At 62.6% G+C, this 15,012-nt stretch carries 13 protein-coding genes; 9 read left to right on the top strand and 4 right to left on the bottom strand.

Going from position 1 to position 15,012, the window contains the following annotated elements:
• Window positions 1-10: 10 nt before the first annotated feature.
• The 4 genes from kdpB to C4K38_RS22920 all read left to right on the top strand — a co-directional run bounded on the left by kdpB (window position 11) and on the right by C4K38_RS22920 (window position 6,289).
• A complete protein-coding gene (gene kdpB / locus C4K38_RS22935; RefSeq protein WP_053280548.1) occupies window positions 11-2,110 on the top strand; it encodes a potassium-transporting ATPase subunit KdpB in 2,100 nt (699 codons plus the stop codon).
• A gap of 114 nt (window positions 2,111-2,224) precedes the next feature.
• On the top strand, window positions 2,225-2,776 hold the full coding sequence (gene kdpC, locus C4K38_RS22930; RefSeq protein WP_023966324.1) for a potassium-transporting ATPase subunit KdpC: 552 nt from the start codon (window positions 2,225-2,227) through the stop codon (window positions 2,774-2,776).
• 52 nt (window positions 2,777-2,828) lie between these two features.
• Window positions 2,829-5,480 (top strand): DUF4118 domain-containing protein, encoded by a 2,652-nt coding sequence (locus C4K38_RS22925; protein ID WP_053280330.1) that lies wholly within the window; start codon window positions 2,829-2,831, stop codon window positions 5,478-5,480.
• 113 nt (window positions 5,481-5,593) lie between these two features.
• Entirely contained in the window at window positions 5,594-6,289 is a 696-nt protein-coding gene (locus C4K38_RS22920) for a response regulator (RefSeq protein ID WP_053280329.1), read from the top strand.
• Window positions 6,290-6,308: 19 nt separating this feature from the next.
• Here the strand turns inward: C4K38_RS22920 and C4K38_RS22915 are convergent, their stop codons facing one another.
• Complete coding sequence (locus C4K38_RS22915; protein WP_007931359.1) at window positions 6,309-7,349, bottom strand: patatin-like phospholipase family protein; 1,041 nt, start codon at window positions 7,347-7,349, stop codon at window positions 6,309-6,311.
• Between the two features lie 242 nt (window positions 7,350-7,591).
• Here C4K38_RS22915 and C4K38_RS22910 point away from each other — a divergent pair, with 242 nt between their 5' ends.
• The 3 genes from C4K38_RS22910 (at window position 7,592) to C4K38_RS22900 (ending at window position 9,687) form a co-directional block, all read left to right on the top strand.
• Window positions 7,592-7,870: a hypothetical protein gene (locus tag C4K38_RS22910; protein ID WP_009050148.1), complete on the top strand. Its 279-nt coding sequence runs from the start codon at window positions 7,592-7,594 to the stop codon at window positions 7,868-7,870.
• 144 nt (window positions 7,871-8,014) lie between these two features.
• Window positions 8,015-8,782, top strand: coding sequence for a CHAD domain-containing protein (locus C4K38_RS22905; RefSeq protein WP_053280328.1), 768 nt, complete (start codon window positions 8,015-8,017; stop codon window positions 8,780-8,782).
• Between the two features lie 107 nt (window positions 8,783-8,889).
• A complete protein-coding gene (locus C4K38_RS22900) occupies window positions 8,890-9,687 on the top strand; it encodes an acyl-CoA thioesterase (RefSeq protein ID WP_053280327.1) in 798 nt (265 codons plus the stop codon).
• Between the two features lie 7 nt (window positions 9,688-9,694).
• Here C4K38_RS22900 and C4K38_RS22895 read toward each other — a convergent pair whose 3' ends face one another.
• From C4K38_RS22895 to C4K38_RS22885, 3 genes are all read right to left on the bottom strand, one after another.
• Window positions 9,695-10,057 (bottom strand): Mpo1-like protein, encoded by a 363-nt coding sequence (locus C4K38_RS22895; protein ID WP_009050145.1) that lies wholly within the window; start codon window positions 10,055-10,057, stop codon window positions 9,695-9,697.
• 150 nt (window positions 10,058-10,207) lie between these two features.
• Window positions 10,208-11,689 carry a methyl-accepting chemotaxis protein gene (locus C4K38_RS22890; protein WP_053280326.1) on the bottom strand — a complete coding sequence of 494 codons (1,482 nt, stop codon included), beginning with the start codon at window positions 11,687-11,689 and terminating at the stop codon, window positions 10,208-10,210.
• 85 nt (window positions 11,690-11,774) lie between these two features.
• Window positions 11,775-12,581, bottom strand: a complete 807-nt coding sequence (locus tag C4K38_RS22885) for a TatD family hydrolase (protein WP_053280325.1) — start codon at window positions 12,579-12,581, stop codon at window positions 11,775-11,777.
• Between the two features lie 236 nt (window positions 12,582-12,817).
• Between C4K38_RS22885 and C4K38_RS22880 the strand changes: the two genes are divergently transcribed.
• Both C4K38_RS22880 and C4K38_RS22875 read left to right on the top strand, forming a co-directional pair.
• Entirely contained in the window at window positions 12,818-14,239 is a 1,422-nt protein-coding gene (locus C4K38_RS22880; RefSeq protein WP_053280324.1) for an MltF family protein, read from the top strand.
• A 102-nt stretch (window positions 14,240-14,341) separates the two neighbouring features.
• Complete coding sequence (locus tag C4K38_RS22875; protein WP_053280323.1) at window positions 14,342-14,776, top strand: DoxX family protein; 435 nt, start codon at window positions 14,342-14,344, stop codon at window positions 14,774-14,776.
• Window positions 14,777-15,012: the final 236 nt, after the last annotated feature.

Genomic DNA, 15,012 nt, shown 5'->3' with positions numbered 1-15,012 from the left:
GGACTTAATGATGAATATGCCTGTTCCTGCCTCCAAGAAGGCTGTAACTGAAATGCCTGGCGCTAAAGCCGTGGCCTCGAAACACACTGCTGCCGAGCAACAGAAAACCTCGATCGCAGCCCTGTGGCGTCCAGCCCTGGTGCAAGCCTTCGTCAAGCTCGATCCGCGCCAGCTGCAACGTTCACCGGTGATGCTGGTGGTCGAACTGACCGCGATCCTGACCACGGTACTGTGCCTGGTGCCGGATACCGCGGTGCCGACCTTCGTCGCCGCGCAGATCGCCCTCTGGCTGTGGTTCACCGTGCTGTTCGCCAACTTCGCCGAGGCCTTGGCTGAAGGTCGTGGCAAGGCCCGCGCCGACAGCCTCAAGGCCGGTAGCGAAGGCCTGAGTGCCCGCCTGAAGAAGGCCAATGGCAGTTTCCAGGTGATCCCTGCCGCCAATCTGCGCAAAGGCGATGTGGTGCGTGTCGAGGCCGGCGAGATGATCCCCGGTGACGGTGAAGTCATCGAAGGCATTGCCGCGGTCAACGAGGCGGCGATCACCGGTGAGTCGGCTCCGGTCATTCGCGAGTCCGGCGGCGATCGCTCGGCCGTGACCGGCAATACCCGCCTGGTGTCCGACTGGTTGTTGGTGCGTATTACCAGCAATCCGGGCGAGTCGACCCTCGATCGCATGATCGCCTTGGTGGAAGGCGCCAAGCGCCAGAAGACCCCGAACGAAGTGGCGCTGGATATCCTGCTGATCGGCCTGACCCTGATCTTCCTGATCGTGGTCGTGACCCTGCAGCCGTTCGCCCACTTTGCCAACGGCAGCCTGCCGCTGGTGTTCCTGGTGGCGTTGCTGGTGACCTTGATTCCGACCACCATCGGTGGCCTGCTGTCGGCCATCGGCATCGCCGGGATGGACCGCCTGGTGCGGCTGAACGTGATCGCCAAATCCGGTCGCGCGGTGGAAGCGGCGGGTGACGTGCATGTCCTGCTGCTGGACAAGACCGGCACCATCACCTTCGGTAACCGTCGCTGCGCGGCCATCCACTCGGCGCCTGGGGTCAACCATCAGGAAATGGCCGAGGCCACCTTGCTGGCCTCGCTGGCGGACGACACGGCGGAAGGCAAATCCATCGTCGAGTATCTGCGTGGGCTTTATCCACAGCCCGAGCCGGGCGCTGAAATGCTGACCGCCGTGCCCTTCAGTGCTGAAACCCGGCTGTCCGGTGTCGACTATCAGGGGCGGGTCTATCGCAAGGGCGCGGTGGATTCGGTACTGGCCTTCGTCGGTCTGCAGCGTGGCGACCTGGCCCCGGCGCTGTCCCGGGAGATCGACAAGATCGCCCAGAGCGGCGGCACGCCGTTGCTGGTGTGCGCCGAGGGCAAGCTGCTTGGCGCCATTCACCTCAAGGACGTGGTCAAGCCCGGTATCCGCGAGCGTTTCGCCGAGCTGCGCAAGCTGGGGATCCGCACCGTGATGGTGACCGGTGACAACCCGCTGACCGCCGCCGCCATTGCCGCGGAGGCCGGGGTGGATGACGTGCTGGCCGAAGCCACGCCGGAGAAAAAGCTGGCGCGCATTCGCCACGAGCAGAACGACGGCCGCCTGGTCGCCATGTGCGGCGACGGCGCCAACGACGCCCCGGCGCTGGCCCAGGCCGACGTCGGCATGGCAATGAACGATGGCACCCAGGCGGCGCGCGAAGCGGCGAACATGGTCGACCTCGACAGCGATCCGACCAAGCTGCTGGACGTGGTGCAGATCGGCAAGGAGCTGCTGGTGACCCGTGGCGCCCTGACCACCTTTTCCATTGCCAACGACATAGCCAAGTACTTCGCGATCCTGCCGGCGCTGTTCGCGGCGATTTATCCACAGCTCGGCGTGCTTAACGTCATGCAACTGAGCAGCCCGCAGAGCGCGATCCTTTCGGCGATCGTGTTCAACGCCCTGATCATTGTCGTGCTGATTCCGCTGGCCCTGCGCGGGGTGCGGGTGCAGGCGGCCAGCGCGGCCCATCTGCTGCGCCGCAACCTGCTGATCTATGGCCTGGGCGGGATCCTGGTGCCGTTCCTGGGCATCAAGCTGATCGACATGCTGCTGACCGCTTTGCACCTGGTGTAACCCCATCCCTGGAGGGGCGAGCCTGCCGGCGAGGCGCTGTCACTGAAGCATCGCCAGCAGGTCGGCTCCTACAGCGTTTGGGGTGAGCTTGTTAACCGAATCGAGGATTTGATGATGTCCACTGTATTGCGTCCGGCCCTGAGCCTGATTGTGTTGATGACCCTGATCACTGGCGTGGCCTATCCACTGGTGGTCACCGGCGTGGCCCAGGTAGCGTTCCCTAAACAGGCCAATGGCAGCCTGGTGCTCGATGGCGTGGGCCAGGTCCGTGGTTCGGCCCTGATCGCCCAGGATTTCAGCGGCGACAGCTGGTTCCACCCGCGTCCATCGGCCGGTGCCTTTGCCACGGTGTCCAGCAGTGCGAGCAACCTGGCACCGAGCAACCCGGCCCTGGCCACCCGCGTGATCGACGACGCCAACAAGCTGGCAGTGCCAGGGCAGGGGCCGGTACCGCTGGCGTTGCTGACGACTTCGGGCAGCGGCCTGGATCCGCACTTGCCTCCGGCGGCGATTAACTATCAACTGGCGCGGGTCGCGGCGGCGCGCAACCTGCCGGTCGCCACGCTGCAGCAACTGGTGGATGCTCATGTCGAGCAGCCTCTGGTCGGTCCGCCGGTGGTCAATGTGCTGGCCTTGAACATGGCGCTGGAAAAGCTCGCCCTGTAGCCAGCTGCTACAAGTCTGTATGTCGATGATTTGAGTTCAGAGAGAAAAATGCATGAGTGATTCCGGCCGCGCCGATGCACTGTTAGCCGATCTGCCCCATGACGGCCGCGGCCGGCTCAAGGTTTTTCTCGGCGCCGCGCCAGGCGTCGGCAAGACCTACGCCATGCTGCAGGCGGCGCACACGCAATTGCGCCAGGGGGTGAAGGTCCTGGCCGGGGTGGTGGAAACCCATGGCCGGGCGGAAACCGAAGCCTTGCTCGGCGGCTTGCCGCAACAGCCGCTGGTGCGTTCCGAATACCGCGGGGTGATGCTTGAAGAGATGGACCTCGACGGTCTGCTCAAGGCCAAACCCAAGTTGGTATTGGTGGATGAACTGGCCCACACCAACGCCCCAGGCAGCCGGCACGCCAAGCGCTGGCAAGATGTTCAGGAGCTGTTGGCGGCCGGTATCGACGTCTTCACCACAGTCAACGTGCAGCATCTGGAAAGTCTCAACGATCAGATTCGCGGCATTACCGGCGTGCAGGTCCGCGAGACTCTGCCCGACTGGGTGCTGCAGGAAGCCTACGAATTGTTGCTGGTGGACCTGCCACCGCGCGAGCTGCTGGAGCGCCTGCGCGAAGGCAAGGTGTATGTGCCGGAGCAGGCCCGGGCGGCGATCGATGCGTTCTTTACCCAGACCAACCTCACTGCGCTGCGCGAGCTGGCGATGCAGGCTGCGGCGGCGCAGGTCGACGACGATCTGGCCCAGGGGTATCGCAAGCTCGGGCAGGCCGCGCCGGCGGTGCGCGGACGTTTGCTGGTGGGGGTCGACGGCGACGCCCAGGCCGAGCGCCTGGTGCGCCATGCCAGCCATGTGGCCCGGCGGCGGCATCTGCCCTGGAGCCTGGTGCATGTGGATAACGGCCGCGCTCCCGACGAGCAATCCCGCCAGCGCCTGCAAAGTGCTCAGCAACTGGCCGAGCGCCTGGGCGGCGAGGTGGTCCTGCTACGGGCCGGCGAGGTGGCGAAAACCCTGATCCAGCATGCCGCGGAGCGGCGCGCCAGCCTGGTGCTGGTGGGGCAGTCACGCAAACGTCTGCGCCGCCGTTTGTTCGGCGGCGGCCTGGCGGCGCGCCTGCTGCGCAACGCCCAGGGCCTGGAAATCAACGTGCTCGACAGCGAGGATGAACCCGGCCAGCCGCGCCTGCGGGCAGAGCGTTCGCTGGTCTGGTTCGACTACGCCCTGGCAGTGCTGGCGACGCTCCTGGCCTCGGGGCTGTCGTGGGCGGTGGCGAGCGTGCTGGCGCTGCCGAATATCTCCCTGGTGTTCCTCGCCGCGGTGCTGCTGGTGGCGGTGCGCAGCAGTCTCGGGCCGGCGCTGGTGTGCGCGGCCTTGTCGTTCCTGACATACGATTTCCTGTTTATTCCGCCGACGTTTTCCTTCGCCATCCAGCGCGAGGAAGACGTGCTGACGCTGCTGTTCTTCCTGTTGATGGCGGCCCTGACCGGCAACCTGGCGGCGCGTCAGCGTCGGCAGTTGCAGGCATTGCGCGACACCCAGGAAGAAACCAGCGAGCTGCTGGACCTGTCGCGCAAACTCACCGCCGCTACCGATCGGCAGGCGGTGGTCAGTGCCGCGGCGCAGCACCTCAATGGCTGGAAGGAGCTGCAGCTGTGCCTGCTCAATCGCGACGGGCAGGGCGGCTGGAAGGTCGAGACGGGTGGGCCTTTGCAGTTTTCCGAGTCTGAACGGGCTGCCGCCGACTGGGCCTGGCAACACGATCAGCCGGCGGGAATGGGCACCGGAACCCTGCCTTTCGGCCGTTGGTGGTGGTGGCCGTTATCCGTCGACGAGGGGCCGCTGGGGTTGCTTGGAGTCTGTCCGAAAGAAGGCGAGGAGCTCAACGCCCAACGTCGTCGCCTGTTGAGCGCCTTGAGCCAGCCCCTGGCCCAGGCCTTGGCCCGGGCACAGTTGGCCGAGGATCTGGAGGCGGCGCGCCTACACGGTGAAACCGAGCAATTGCGCAGTGCGCTGCTGGCCTCGGTATCCCATGACTTGCGCACGCCGTTGACTTCGATGCGCGGCAGCATCGACAGCCTGCTGGCGCTGGGGGAGGCGATCCCCCTGGAAGACCGTCGCGAACTGCTCGAAGGTACGCGCGATGAGGCCGAGCGTCTGGATCGCTACATTCAGAATCTGCTGGACATGACTCGTCTCGGGCATGGGTCATTGAAGCTGGCGCGAGACTGGGTGGCGCCGGCCGATATCGTTGGCAGCGCGCTGAATCGCCTGCGGGTGGTGCTGGCGCCGCTGCGGGTCAGCACCGAACTGCCGGCCGAACTGCCGTTGCTTTTCGTGCATGCGGCGCTGATCGAACAGGCGCTGATCAATGTCCTGGAAAACGCCGCGCGCTTTTCGCCGGCCAACGGCCGCTTGCAACTGAGTGTCGGGACCCGCGATACCGAGCTGTTGTTTGCCGTGAGCGATGAAGGGCCGGGGATTCCGGTGGAGGATCGCCCACGGATTTTCGACATGTTCTACACCGCCGCCCGGGGCGATCGTGGCGGGCAGGGCACCGGCCTGGGGCTGGCGATCTGTCAGGGTATGGTCGGTGCCCATGGTGGGCGTATCACGGTGGGCGAGGGGATCGAGGGGCGTGGTACCTGCATCACCTTGTGCCTGCCGTTGCAGGCGCAACCCGAGCTTGAAGGAGAGGCCTGAGTGCCGGTAAAAAGCGTCAACCCAACGAGGCCAGGAGGGCCGCACATGTTCTTTACAATCTACAGCGACGCCTGCGCTACTCTTGCGCCACTTATTTGCCTTGAACCAAAACCATGAGCCAGACCGCGACCATCCTGGTCATCGATGACGAACCGCAGATCCGTAAGTTCCTGCGCATCAGCCTGGTGTCCCAAGGCTACAAAGTGCTTGAAGCCGGCACCGGCAACGAAGGCCTGGCCCAGGCGGCGCTGAACAAGCCGGACCTGCTGGTACTCGACCTCGGCCTGCCGGACATGGACGGCCAGCAGGTGCTGCGCGAGTTCCGCGAGTGGTCGGGCGTACCGGTGCTGGTGTTGTCGGTGCGGGCCAGCGAAGGGCAGAAGGTCGAAGCGCTGGACGGTGGCGCCAACGACTATGTGACCAAGCCCTTTGGCATCCAGGAATTCCTGGCGCGTATTCGTGCCTTGTTGCGCCAGGCGCCCGTCGGCGAAGCGCAGGAAGCAGCCTTGAGTTTCGGCCCGCTGACCGTGGACCTGGCGTATCGCCGGGTATTGCTCGACGGTGCCGAAGTGGCGCTGACGCGCAAGGAATACGCCGTGTTGGCGCAACTGGCGCGGCACCCGGGCCGGGTGATCACCCAGCAGCAACTGCTCAAGGATATCTGGGGGCCGACGCACACCGAGGACAGCCATTACCTGCGTATCGTGGTCGGCCATCTGCGGCAGAAACTGGCGGACGATCCGACCCGGCCACGCTTTATCTTGACCGAGGCCGGGGTAGGGTACCGGTTGCTGGGGGCGGAGGAGTGAGCAGGCTTGCGGCCCTCTTTCAATTCAGCTCGTTCTCGTAGCGGTCCAGGGTATCGCTGGCAATCTCCCGCCCCAGCGCGATCAGTTCCGGAGCCTTGTAGAACTCGAAGAAACGGCACACCCGCTTGGGCACGTTGATCAGGATGTCGGGCGGGTAGCCGGCGATCTTGTACTGGGCCAGCGAGGTCTGCATCACCTCGAAACTCTGGTTGATCAGGTCCAGCAGGGACGCGGGGCCGACGTTATCGATAATGAACGAGCCGGTGGCCGATTTCGGGGCTCCGTCGGTTTCCGGAGCCGCGGCCGGTTGCTGGGCCTCGGGTTCGGCGGATTCGATCCAGGGGTTGCCGATGTCGGCCGCCTCGCTGCGCAGGGCTTCCTGTTCGAGCAGCAGCAGTTGTTCGGCTTGCTTGCGGCGAAAGGGCAGGTGCGAGCCCAGGGAGTTGATCAGGCTGTCGAAGCGGCTCTTGAAGGCGGCGGGGCGCTGGATCACCGGCAGTTGATAACGACGCTGGTTGGTCGAGTTGAGGTTGACGGCGATGATCAGGTCGCAGTGGCTAGAGACCACCGGCACGATCGGCAGCGGGTTGAGCAGGCCGCCATCCACCAGCATGCGATTGCCTTGCATGACCGGGGTGAACAGGCTGGGGATCGCCGCCGAAGCCCGCATGGCCTGGTGCAGGCAGCCTTCCTGGAACCAGATTTCCTGCTGGTTGGTCAGGTCGGTGGCCACGGCGGTGTAAGGGATGCGCAGGTCTTCGATGTTGATTTCGCCGACGATCTTGCGAATCTGGCCGAACACCTTTTCTCCGCGTATCGCCCCCAGGCGAAAGCTGACATCCACCAGTCGCAGCACATCCAGGTAGTCCAGGCTTTCGATCCAGCTGCGGTAGTCGTCCAGTTTGCCGGCGGCGTAGATGCCACCGACCACCGCCCCCATGGAACAACCTGCGACACAGGCAATGTCATAACCACGTCTTTCGATTTCTTCAATCACCCCGATGTGGGCGTAACCCCGGGCACCACCAGAACCCAGGACCAGTGCAACACGCTTCTTCATGACTTGATCCTTCGCCAGACAGGTTTCCACAATGCACCCATCGAGGGTTTCGGTTCAATCACTGACTGCCGCCCCGGGCCTTGGGCAAAGGGATTTTTCCAATGTCTTGCCCCATGGGGTTATGCTCGCGCGGCTATATTCTCCCTCGGCGGGCCAAGGCACTTTTTGCGGCGGCGATCGTCTTACCCTTCACGATTGTTTTGTTTGTTCCCGACTGTTTTCCCTATCTTGAGGTGTCATTGATGAAAGCCTGGATCTGCCTGCCGTTGATTGCATTGGTACTCGGTGGTTGTGCTGGCAAGACCGCCTATCGCGACAGCTGCGGTACGCAACTGGATGCGGCCTGGCATGAATTGGATCTGGCCAAGGCCGAAGGTTTTGCGGGCACCGTCAGTTATTCCAAAGCCCTGTCGCTGCTGACCGGGGCCAAGACCCAGCAGCAATTCGAAGCCTTCGAGGGCTGCACCAGAAAAGCCGAAAAAGCCCGTTTCTATATTCGTGAGTCGCGCGCCGGCCGCTGATCGCAAGGTCGCCGTTTGCCGCTAGACTGAAGAGCGCTCTTCAGTTTCCGTCTCGCGGGCGTCGTGATCGTGCCTGCCAGTCATGCCAGGGCCCGGCCGCAGTCTTTGTGCTGCGGGCCGGGTCATTCGTTTCGGGAGTCAATAATGTCTGCCTTGGTTGATCAGTTGGTGGCACAGGTGTTGGGGCTGGAGGTGCGCTTGCTGGCGTGCCAGGCACGTTTGCAGGCGGTGACCGACACCGAGGCGCTGCACGATCTGCGTACCACGGTGCGCCGCTTGCGCAGCCTGTTGCGAGCGCTGCGCGGCTTGCCCGGTGTCGAGCAACTGGAGGCAGCCGCTTCGGCGGTCGGGCAATTGACCACGCCGTTGCGCGACCGTGAGGTCCTGGCCGCGTACCTGCATCAACATGACTACCATCAGGCCGCGGAACGCCGCATCACGGGCCTGGCGGACGAATATCGGACCGTGGCGGCGGGCCCTGAACTCAAGCAGCTGCTGCTGGTGCTGGATGCCTTCCCGCGTTTCCTGCGGGCGGCGCAACGTCAGGAACTGTTGTGCGGCTTGCGCAATCGCATCGAAAAGCGCCTGGCCAAGCAGTGGAAGGCGCTGGACCAGGCCCTGCATGATCCGGCCCATGACCGGCACCGTTTGCGCCTGCTGATCAAGCGTGTGCGCTACGCCGCCGAGGCTTATCCCGAACTTGCCGCGCTGTCGCCCAAGGCTGTCTCTCACTTAAAGGCCGCACAGGGCGCGCTGGGCGACTGGCATGATTGCTGGCAATGGCTGGCCCAGGCCGAACGGCAGGCGGACCTGTTGCCTTGTGTTCCGGTCTGGCATGCCACCATGCACAAGGCCGAAGCCAATGCCGATCGGGTACTCGACAAGCTGAGCGCTACCTGCTTTCGTAGCTGAAAGGCGCCTGGCGGCTTATCTGTCAGTCTTTTTGGCGGGAATAAGTGCTTTACGGCTGCACCCTGCTGGTTAAGATCCTCGAATCTTTCTTTTGACCCGAGGTGCTCATGCGCTTTTCCGATTTGCTCGATGCCGTCCGCCAACATCCGTTGGAGCTGTCGATTCCAAACGAGTGGGCGCAAGGGCGGGCCAGTTTCGGCGGATTGGTAGCGGCTTTGCAGTATGAAGCCATGCGCGCAAAAGTCCCCGCCGAGCGCCCAGTGCGCTCACTGGCGATCACCTTTGTCGGTCCGGTCACTCCTGATGTACCGGTCAGTTTTGAAGTCGAGGTGCTGCGCGAGGGCAAGGCCGTCAGCCAGGTGCTGGGGCGTGCTGTTCAGAACGGTCAGGTAGTGACCCTGGTACAGGGCAGTTTTGGTGCCTCTCGGTCGTCCGAGGTGACGGTCATCGCCGAGGAAGCGCCCGCCATGAAACATTGGGACGAATGCCCGGAGCTGCCTTACATCAAGGACGTGACGCCGGAGTTCATGCGCCATCTGGCAATGCGCTGGAGCATCGGTGGCATGCCGTTTACTGGCAACAAGTCGCGGGACATGGGTGGCTGGGTGCGCCTGCGTGGCGACGTGAAGGAAGAACCCCTGACCGAGGCGCATATCCTCGCGCTGGTGGACGCCTGGCCGCCGGCCCTGTTGCCGCATCTGACCAGCGTCGTCCCTGGCAGTACCCTGACCTGGACCATTGAATTCGTGCAGCCGCTGCTGGCGCTGAGCACCCTGGACTGGTGCAAGTACCGGGTCAGTATCGAGCATGCCCGTGATGGTTATGGGCATGCGGCCGCGGCACTCTGGAGCGCGGAAGGTCAGTTGATCGCGCTCAGCCGGCAGACGGTAACCATCTTCGGCTGAACCCCTCTCAATGCCGGTGGCGCTCGCGCCAGGCACGCCACCAGGCGCCGCTGAGAACGAAGCGTGGGAAGGTCACGAATTGTTCCACCAGCAGGCGTTGGACTGCATCTTTACGGTCACTGAACGGCTCAGCGGCTTGCGCCTCCAGGCTGTGGCCGTGACGCTGCAGGCCCAAGGCTGCAATCAGGCCGACCACACCGATGGCGACGTTGGTGAAGCTCAAACCGAATACCCCTGAAACCAGCAACAGAAAGCCGACGATGAACAGCGGCACCGCAATCAGGTGCAACACCAGGTTGGTCGGGTTGCGGTGATTGTGCGGGTAGGAGCGCCATTGCCAGGCGGGGAGGTTGGGGTGACGTTTACCCATGACGGTGATCCTTGATTAGTAGAAACCTATGTATCAAGGATAGGTCTAGCGCGGGTCTTCGGCGAATCAAGGCTGGCTATGGGGGCGATAGGCTGGCCAGGGTTTCGCTCCGGCAGGTAGGCCGATTCCCGCAGGAGCGAAACTCGCGGTTTACAGCTTCAACTGACCGATGGCCTTGCTCAATTCTCCGGCCAGGGTCGCCAGTTCATTGCTGGTGGTCGCCGAGTCGACGGTCTGTTGCACGGTGTTTTCGGTGACGTCGCGAATACTCACCACGGCGCGATTCATTTCCTCTGCCACCTGGCTTTGCTGCTCGGCCGCCACTGCAATCTGGGTATTGCTTTCACGCATCTGAGCCACAGCCGCGGTGATTTCCGCCAGCGCTGCGCCGGCTTCTTGTGCCTGCTGCACGCAATCGTCCGCCTTGAACGAGCTTTCCTGCATGAAGTCCACTGCGTCGCGGGTACCGGCCTGCAGGGCGGAGACCATCCGGGTGATTTCGTCGGTGGAGGTCTGCACCCGTTTGGCGAGGTTGCGTACTTCATCGGCGACCACCGCGAACCCCCGGCCCATTTCACCAGCGCGCGCCGCTTCGATCGCGGCATTGAGTGCCAGCAGGTTGGTCTGTTCGGCAATGCTGTGGATCACGTTGACCACGCCATTGATCTTCTGGCTGTCCTCGGCCAGGCGCTGGATCATCTCGGCAGTCTGTTGCACGCCGGTGGAGAGCCCGGAGATGGATTTCTGTACGCGGCCCACCACTTCCTGGCCGCTGCCGGCGAGGGCATCGGCGGTCTGGGAGCGATCCCGGGTGGCGCCGGCGTGCTGGGCGATGTGATAGACGGTGGCGGACATTTCGTTGATCGCTGTCGCGGCCTGATCGGTTTCGCTTTGCTGGCCCAGCATGCCGTGACGCACGTCGTTCATGCTCGACGCCAGGCGCGCGGCGCCGATATCCAGTTGCCGGGCGGTGTTGGCGACAGTGTTGACCACCCGCTGGTAACCGGCCTGCATCGCATTGAAGGCGCTGGCCATCTGGCCGACCTCGTCGGTGCACGACAGGGGCACACGGGCCGACAGGTCGCCGGTCTTCTCCACATGCAGCATCACATCCTTGAGGGTGTTCAGTTGGCTGAGCAGGAAGCGGATCAACAGTTGCGAAGCACAGAGCATCGCCAGCATCAGAATGAACACGGCCACCGCGTATTGGCTGAAGCGCTCGCTGAAGACCTGGCGCAGGCTCGGTCCATAGGCAAGCACCGCAATCCGTTGGCCGTCGGCCCGGGATAGTACCTGCGCACCGATCAGTGGGTTTTCGCCGAACAGCGGCATCTCGTTGAACGCCACCCATCCGTTGGCATTGCTCAGTTCCGGCAGGGGGCGTTGGTCGAGGCTGGGGATCTGGCCGGCAGCGAAGCTCAGCAGATTTTCGGCGCTGGGCAGCGCTTGCCCGGAGGGCCATACGCCGAGCAGGCCAGCTTGGGCCTTGGTGGTGTTTTGTGAGGCCTGGCTACGCGCTTGTTGTTCCAGCTGGATGGCGTACAGGACCAATAGAAGGGTGGTCACGAAGGCGACTGCATTGACCGCCCAGAACTTGTATTTCAGTGAGATATTGCTGAGCCAGGCACCCATGGAAGGTCTTCTCTGATTAAGCGGAACAGTATTGGCAAGGTGCCATTATTGTGCCGCTATGCAGAGGGTTAAATCTTGATATGCGTCAAGCAATCTCGGGCAAGGCGAAAAAGGCACGGGCGCTGGCGGTACTGTGGGCCGCCAGCTCTTCCTGGCTCTCGCCGCGATGCAGGGCCACCTCACGCAATACTTCGGTCAGGTAGGCCGGTTCGTTGCGACCGTTCTTCGGCTTGGGGCGCAGGCTGCGGGGCAACAGATAGGGGGCGTCGCTTTCCAGCATCAGGCGGCCGCGGGGAATCTCTCGTACCAGAGGGTGCAAGTGAGTACCGCGGCGCTCGTCGCAGATCCACCCGGTGATGCCAATGTGCAAGTCGAGGTCCAGGTAGTTGAACAGCGCGCGCTGTTCGCCGGTAAAGCAATGCACCACCGCGGCCGGCAAGCGATCACGAAAGTCGCGGACGATTTCCAGCAGGCGCTGGCTGGCGTCGCGCTCGTGGAGGAAGACCGGCAATTGCAGTTCAACAGCCAGGGCCAGATGTTCCTCCAGCACTTTTTCCTGTTGCGGGCGGGGGGAGAAGTCCCGGTTGAAGTCCAGGCCGCATTCCCCCACGGCCTTGACGCTGCTTTCCTTGAGCAGGCTGCGCAGACGCTGTGCGCTGTCGGCATTCCAGTCGCTGGCGCAATGCGGATGAATACCGGCGGTAGAGAACAGTTGGCGGCCACTTTCGTCCAGTTGCCGAGACAGCTCGAGCGCCTGTTCGCTGCCTTCGACACTGGTACCAGTGAGCACCAGTTGGCAGACGCCGGCGGCATAGGCACGGTCCAGTACTGCGCGATGTTTTTCGGCGAAACTCGGGTTGGTCAGGTTGACGCCGATATCGATGAGTTGCATGGTGCTATCTCCGCCTGCGGCCGGAAAGCATATCAGAGCTGTAGATTTATAAGAAAAACCAAGAACTACAACGAGTTGAGGCTGTCTCTTGATGCCGGAAGAAAGGCAGCGGTTGGTTTGCCAGCCGTGGTTGTGCCAGTCTTTTGTATCTTGCAGCGCTCTAGGCGCTCTGTTTTTGTTGCCCGATTTTTCGCCAGTGCTCGAAAACTCGGACAGTATTCTTTCCCGGAGAGCGGATGACGCGACCCTCGGTTTTGCTAGCGTTGTGCTTGTCGTTGCTGCTGCCCCTGCCGGCGGTCGCGCGCTTGGCTGGCCCTCCGGAAGCGGCCACTGCTGGCAAGGTCCGCGACCTGGCGGAAATCCGCAGCAGCCGGGTCTTGCGGGTGCTGGTCAACCAGAGTCGCAACAGCTCCGGTGAAGTCCAGGGGCAGGCCATCGGTGTCGAGTACCACCGTCTGCGCGCCTTTGAGCAGTACCTCAATGGCCATGCCCGCGACGGTCAGGAAATCAGCCTCAAGATCATTCCCAAAGCCAAGGATCAACTGCTCGGTGCGCTGCAGCGCGGTGAGGGCGATCTGGTCGCCCCGGGAGAATTGCTGGAGGCGCTGCCGGGGCAAGCGGTAAGCCCCAGTGATCCAGTCGCCAGCAACGTGCCGTTGCTGCTGGTGGGCATCAAGGGCGAGCGGCGTTACACCCGACCGGAACAACTCTCCGGCAAGACCCTGGCGTTGACCACGGGCAGCGCCGCCGGGGATGCGGTGAGCCAGATCAATCAGAAGCTGGCGCTGCATAAGCTGGCGCCGATCAAGGTCGAATGGGTCGATCCGAGCCTGGCGGTCGAAGATGTCCTGGAAATGGTCCAGGGTGGGATCTTTCACCTGACCATAGTCGAAAAGCCCATTGCCGAGCGCTGGGGCAAGGTTCTGCCGAAGCTGCGTTTCGATCGGCAACTGGTCATCAGCGAACCCGGCGAGGAGCACTGGTTCGTACGGCGTGACGCCTCGATGCTGCGGGCGAGCATCGATCGTTTCCTGAAGGTCTACAAGGCTCCGGCGGATCAGGATGTTGCCTTCTTGCGCATCTACCGGCGCCTGTATCAGGTGCATAACCCTTTGACCCGGGCCGATCGCCAGCGCCTGGAGAAGTTGCGCCCGGTATTACAGAAGCATGCCGATGCACAGAGCATGGACTGGTTGAACCTGGCTGCCCTGGCCTTCAAGGAATCGTCGTTGCAACCCAATGCCAGGAGCGGCAGCGGCCCGACTGGCCTGATGCAGATCACCCCGTCAGCGGCCCAGCGGGTAGGGGTCAATAACATTCAGACCCTTGATAACAATGTGTTGGCCGGAGCCAAGTACCTGGCGTTGATCCGGCGCAAGTTCTTTTCCAGCCCCAAGCTTAATGAGCGCGAGCGTATGGCGTTCGTCCTGGCGGCCTACAACATGGGGCCGGAGCGTGTGCAGGGGATGCGCACCGAAGCCCGGCGGCGCGGGTTGAACCCCAATCAGTGGTTTTTCCAGGTTGAGCGCATCGCCATGGAACAGGTCGGAATGGGCGCCGTCAGCTATGTTAATAGCGTCAACAAATACTATTTGGCGTTTGACCGGGAACGCGAATCGTTGGAGCCGCAAGCGCGTAAGGTCGTCTCACGGAAATAATCGAAAAAATAGATTGTTATCTTGCTGTTTTTGCACTTTTAACATGAATTTTTATGATTAATATAGCGACCCAATACCCAACACCACAAAGGACTACACAGCATGAGCACACTGATCAAAACCGTACTGAGCACTCGTGCAGGCTATGGCCTGACCGTCCTGCGTGTTTTTGTCGGCATCATTTTCGCCGCACACGGCGCGCAAAAGCTTTTTGGTCTGTTTGGCGGTTACGGATTGGCAGGGACGGCACAGTGGATGGAGAGCATCGGCCTGGCACCAGGACACTTGATGGCGTTGCTGGCGGGCGGTACTGAGTTCTTTGGCGGTCTGGCGCTGATTATCGGTCTGTTGGCACGTCCTGCCGCGCTGGGGTTGAGCTTCACCTTGCTGGTGGCGATTTTCTCCGTACACATCGGCAATGGCCTGTTCATGGCGAACAATGGTTATGAGTTCGCCTTGGCTTTGCTCGGCGGCACCATTGCGGTTCTGATCGAAGGTGCGGGCAAATTGTCACTCGATGCGGCGATTGCCAAGTAACTTCCGGCAAATACTCAAAGGCCCGCTTGTAGCGGGCCTTTTTCGTTGCAGATTTCGTTATTGGGGATTCTTGACACTACCCGGTCAGCTTCTCTAGGATTGTTGCCCATGCGCCGATTTAAACAGCTACTTGCGGGGCGCCAGGTGATTCGGAATATCACCGACAGAAGCTCTACAGGCTTCGAAATACCGCTAAAGCGCTGGTTCGGTGTTGCCTCTCACCTGCCCGGCAGAAA

Source organism: Pseudomonas chlororaphis subsp. piscium, from assembly GCF_003850345.1.
GTDB classification, from domain to species: Bacteria; Pseudomonadota; Gammaproteobacteria; order Pseudomonadales; family Pseudomonadaceae; genus Aquipseudomonas; species Aquipseudomonas piscium.
Note: the sequence above shows the minus strand (reverse complement) of the source record. Positions and strands in the feature narration are given on the sequence as shown.

Bases quoted from the DNA above. Each gene is read 5' to 3' on its own strand.
- C4K38_RS22910 (WP_009050148.1), top strand. From the start codon at position 7,592: ATGAAAGCCTGGATCTGCCTGCCGTTGATTGCATTGGTACTCGGTGGT.
- C4K38_RS22920 (WP_053280329.1), top strand. From the start codon at position 5,594: ATGAGCCAGACCGCGACCATCCTGGTCATCGATGACGAACCGCAGATC.
- C4K38_RS22900 (WP_053280327.1), top strand. From the start codon at position 8,890: ATGCGCTTTTCCGATTTGCTCGATGCCGTCCGCCAACATCCGTTGGAG.
- C4K38_RS22875 (WP_053280323.1), top strand. From the start codon at position 14,342: ATGAGCACACTGATCAAAACCGTACTGAGCACTCGTGCAGGCTATGGC.
- kdpC (WP_023966324.1), top strand. From the start codon at position 2,225: ATGTCCACTGTATTGCGTCCGGCCCTGAGCCTGATTGTGTTGATGACC.
- C4K38_RS22890 (WP_053280326.1), bottom strand. From the start codon at position 11,689: ATGGGTGCCTGGCTCAGCAATATCTCACTGAAATACAAGTTCTGGGCG.
- kdpB (WP_053280548.1), top strand. From the start codon at position 11: ATGAATATGCCTGTTCCTGCCTCCAAGAAGGCTGTAACTGAAATGCCT.
- C4K38_RS22880 (WP_053280324.1), top strand. From the start codon at position 12,818: ATGACGCGACCCTCGGTTTTGCTAGCGTTGTGCTTGTCGTTGCTGCTG.
- C4K38_RS22925 (WP_053280330.1), top strand. From the start codon at position 2,829: ATGAGTGATTCCGGCCGCGCCGATGCACTGTTAGCCGATCTGCCCCAT.
- C4K38_RS22915 (WP_007931359.1), bottom strand. From the start codon at position 7,349: ATGAAGAAGCGTGTTGCACTGGTCCTGGGTTCTGGTGGTGCCCGGGGT.
- C4K38_RS22885 (WP_053280325.1), bottom strand. From the start codon at position 12,581: ATGCAACTCATCGATATCGGCGTCAACCTGACCAACCCGAGTTTCGCC.
- C4K38_RS22905 (WP_053280328.1), top strand. From the start codon at position 8,015: ATGTCTGCCTTGGTTGATCAGTTGGTGGCACAGGTGTTGGGGCTGGAG.
- C4K38_RS22895 (WP_009050145.1), bottom strand. From the start codon at position 10,057: ATGGGTAAACGTCACCCCAACCTCCCCGCCTGGCAATGGCGCTCCTAC.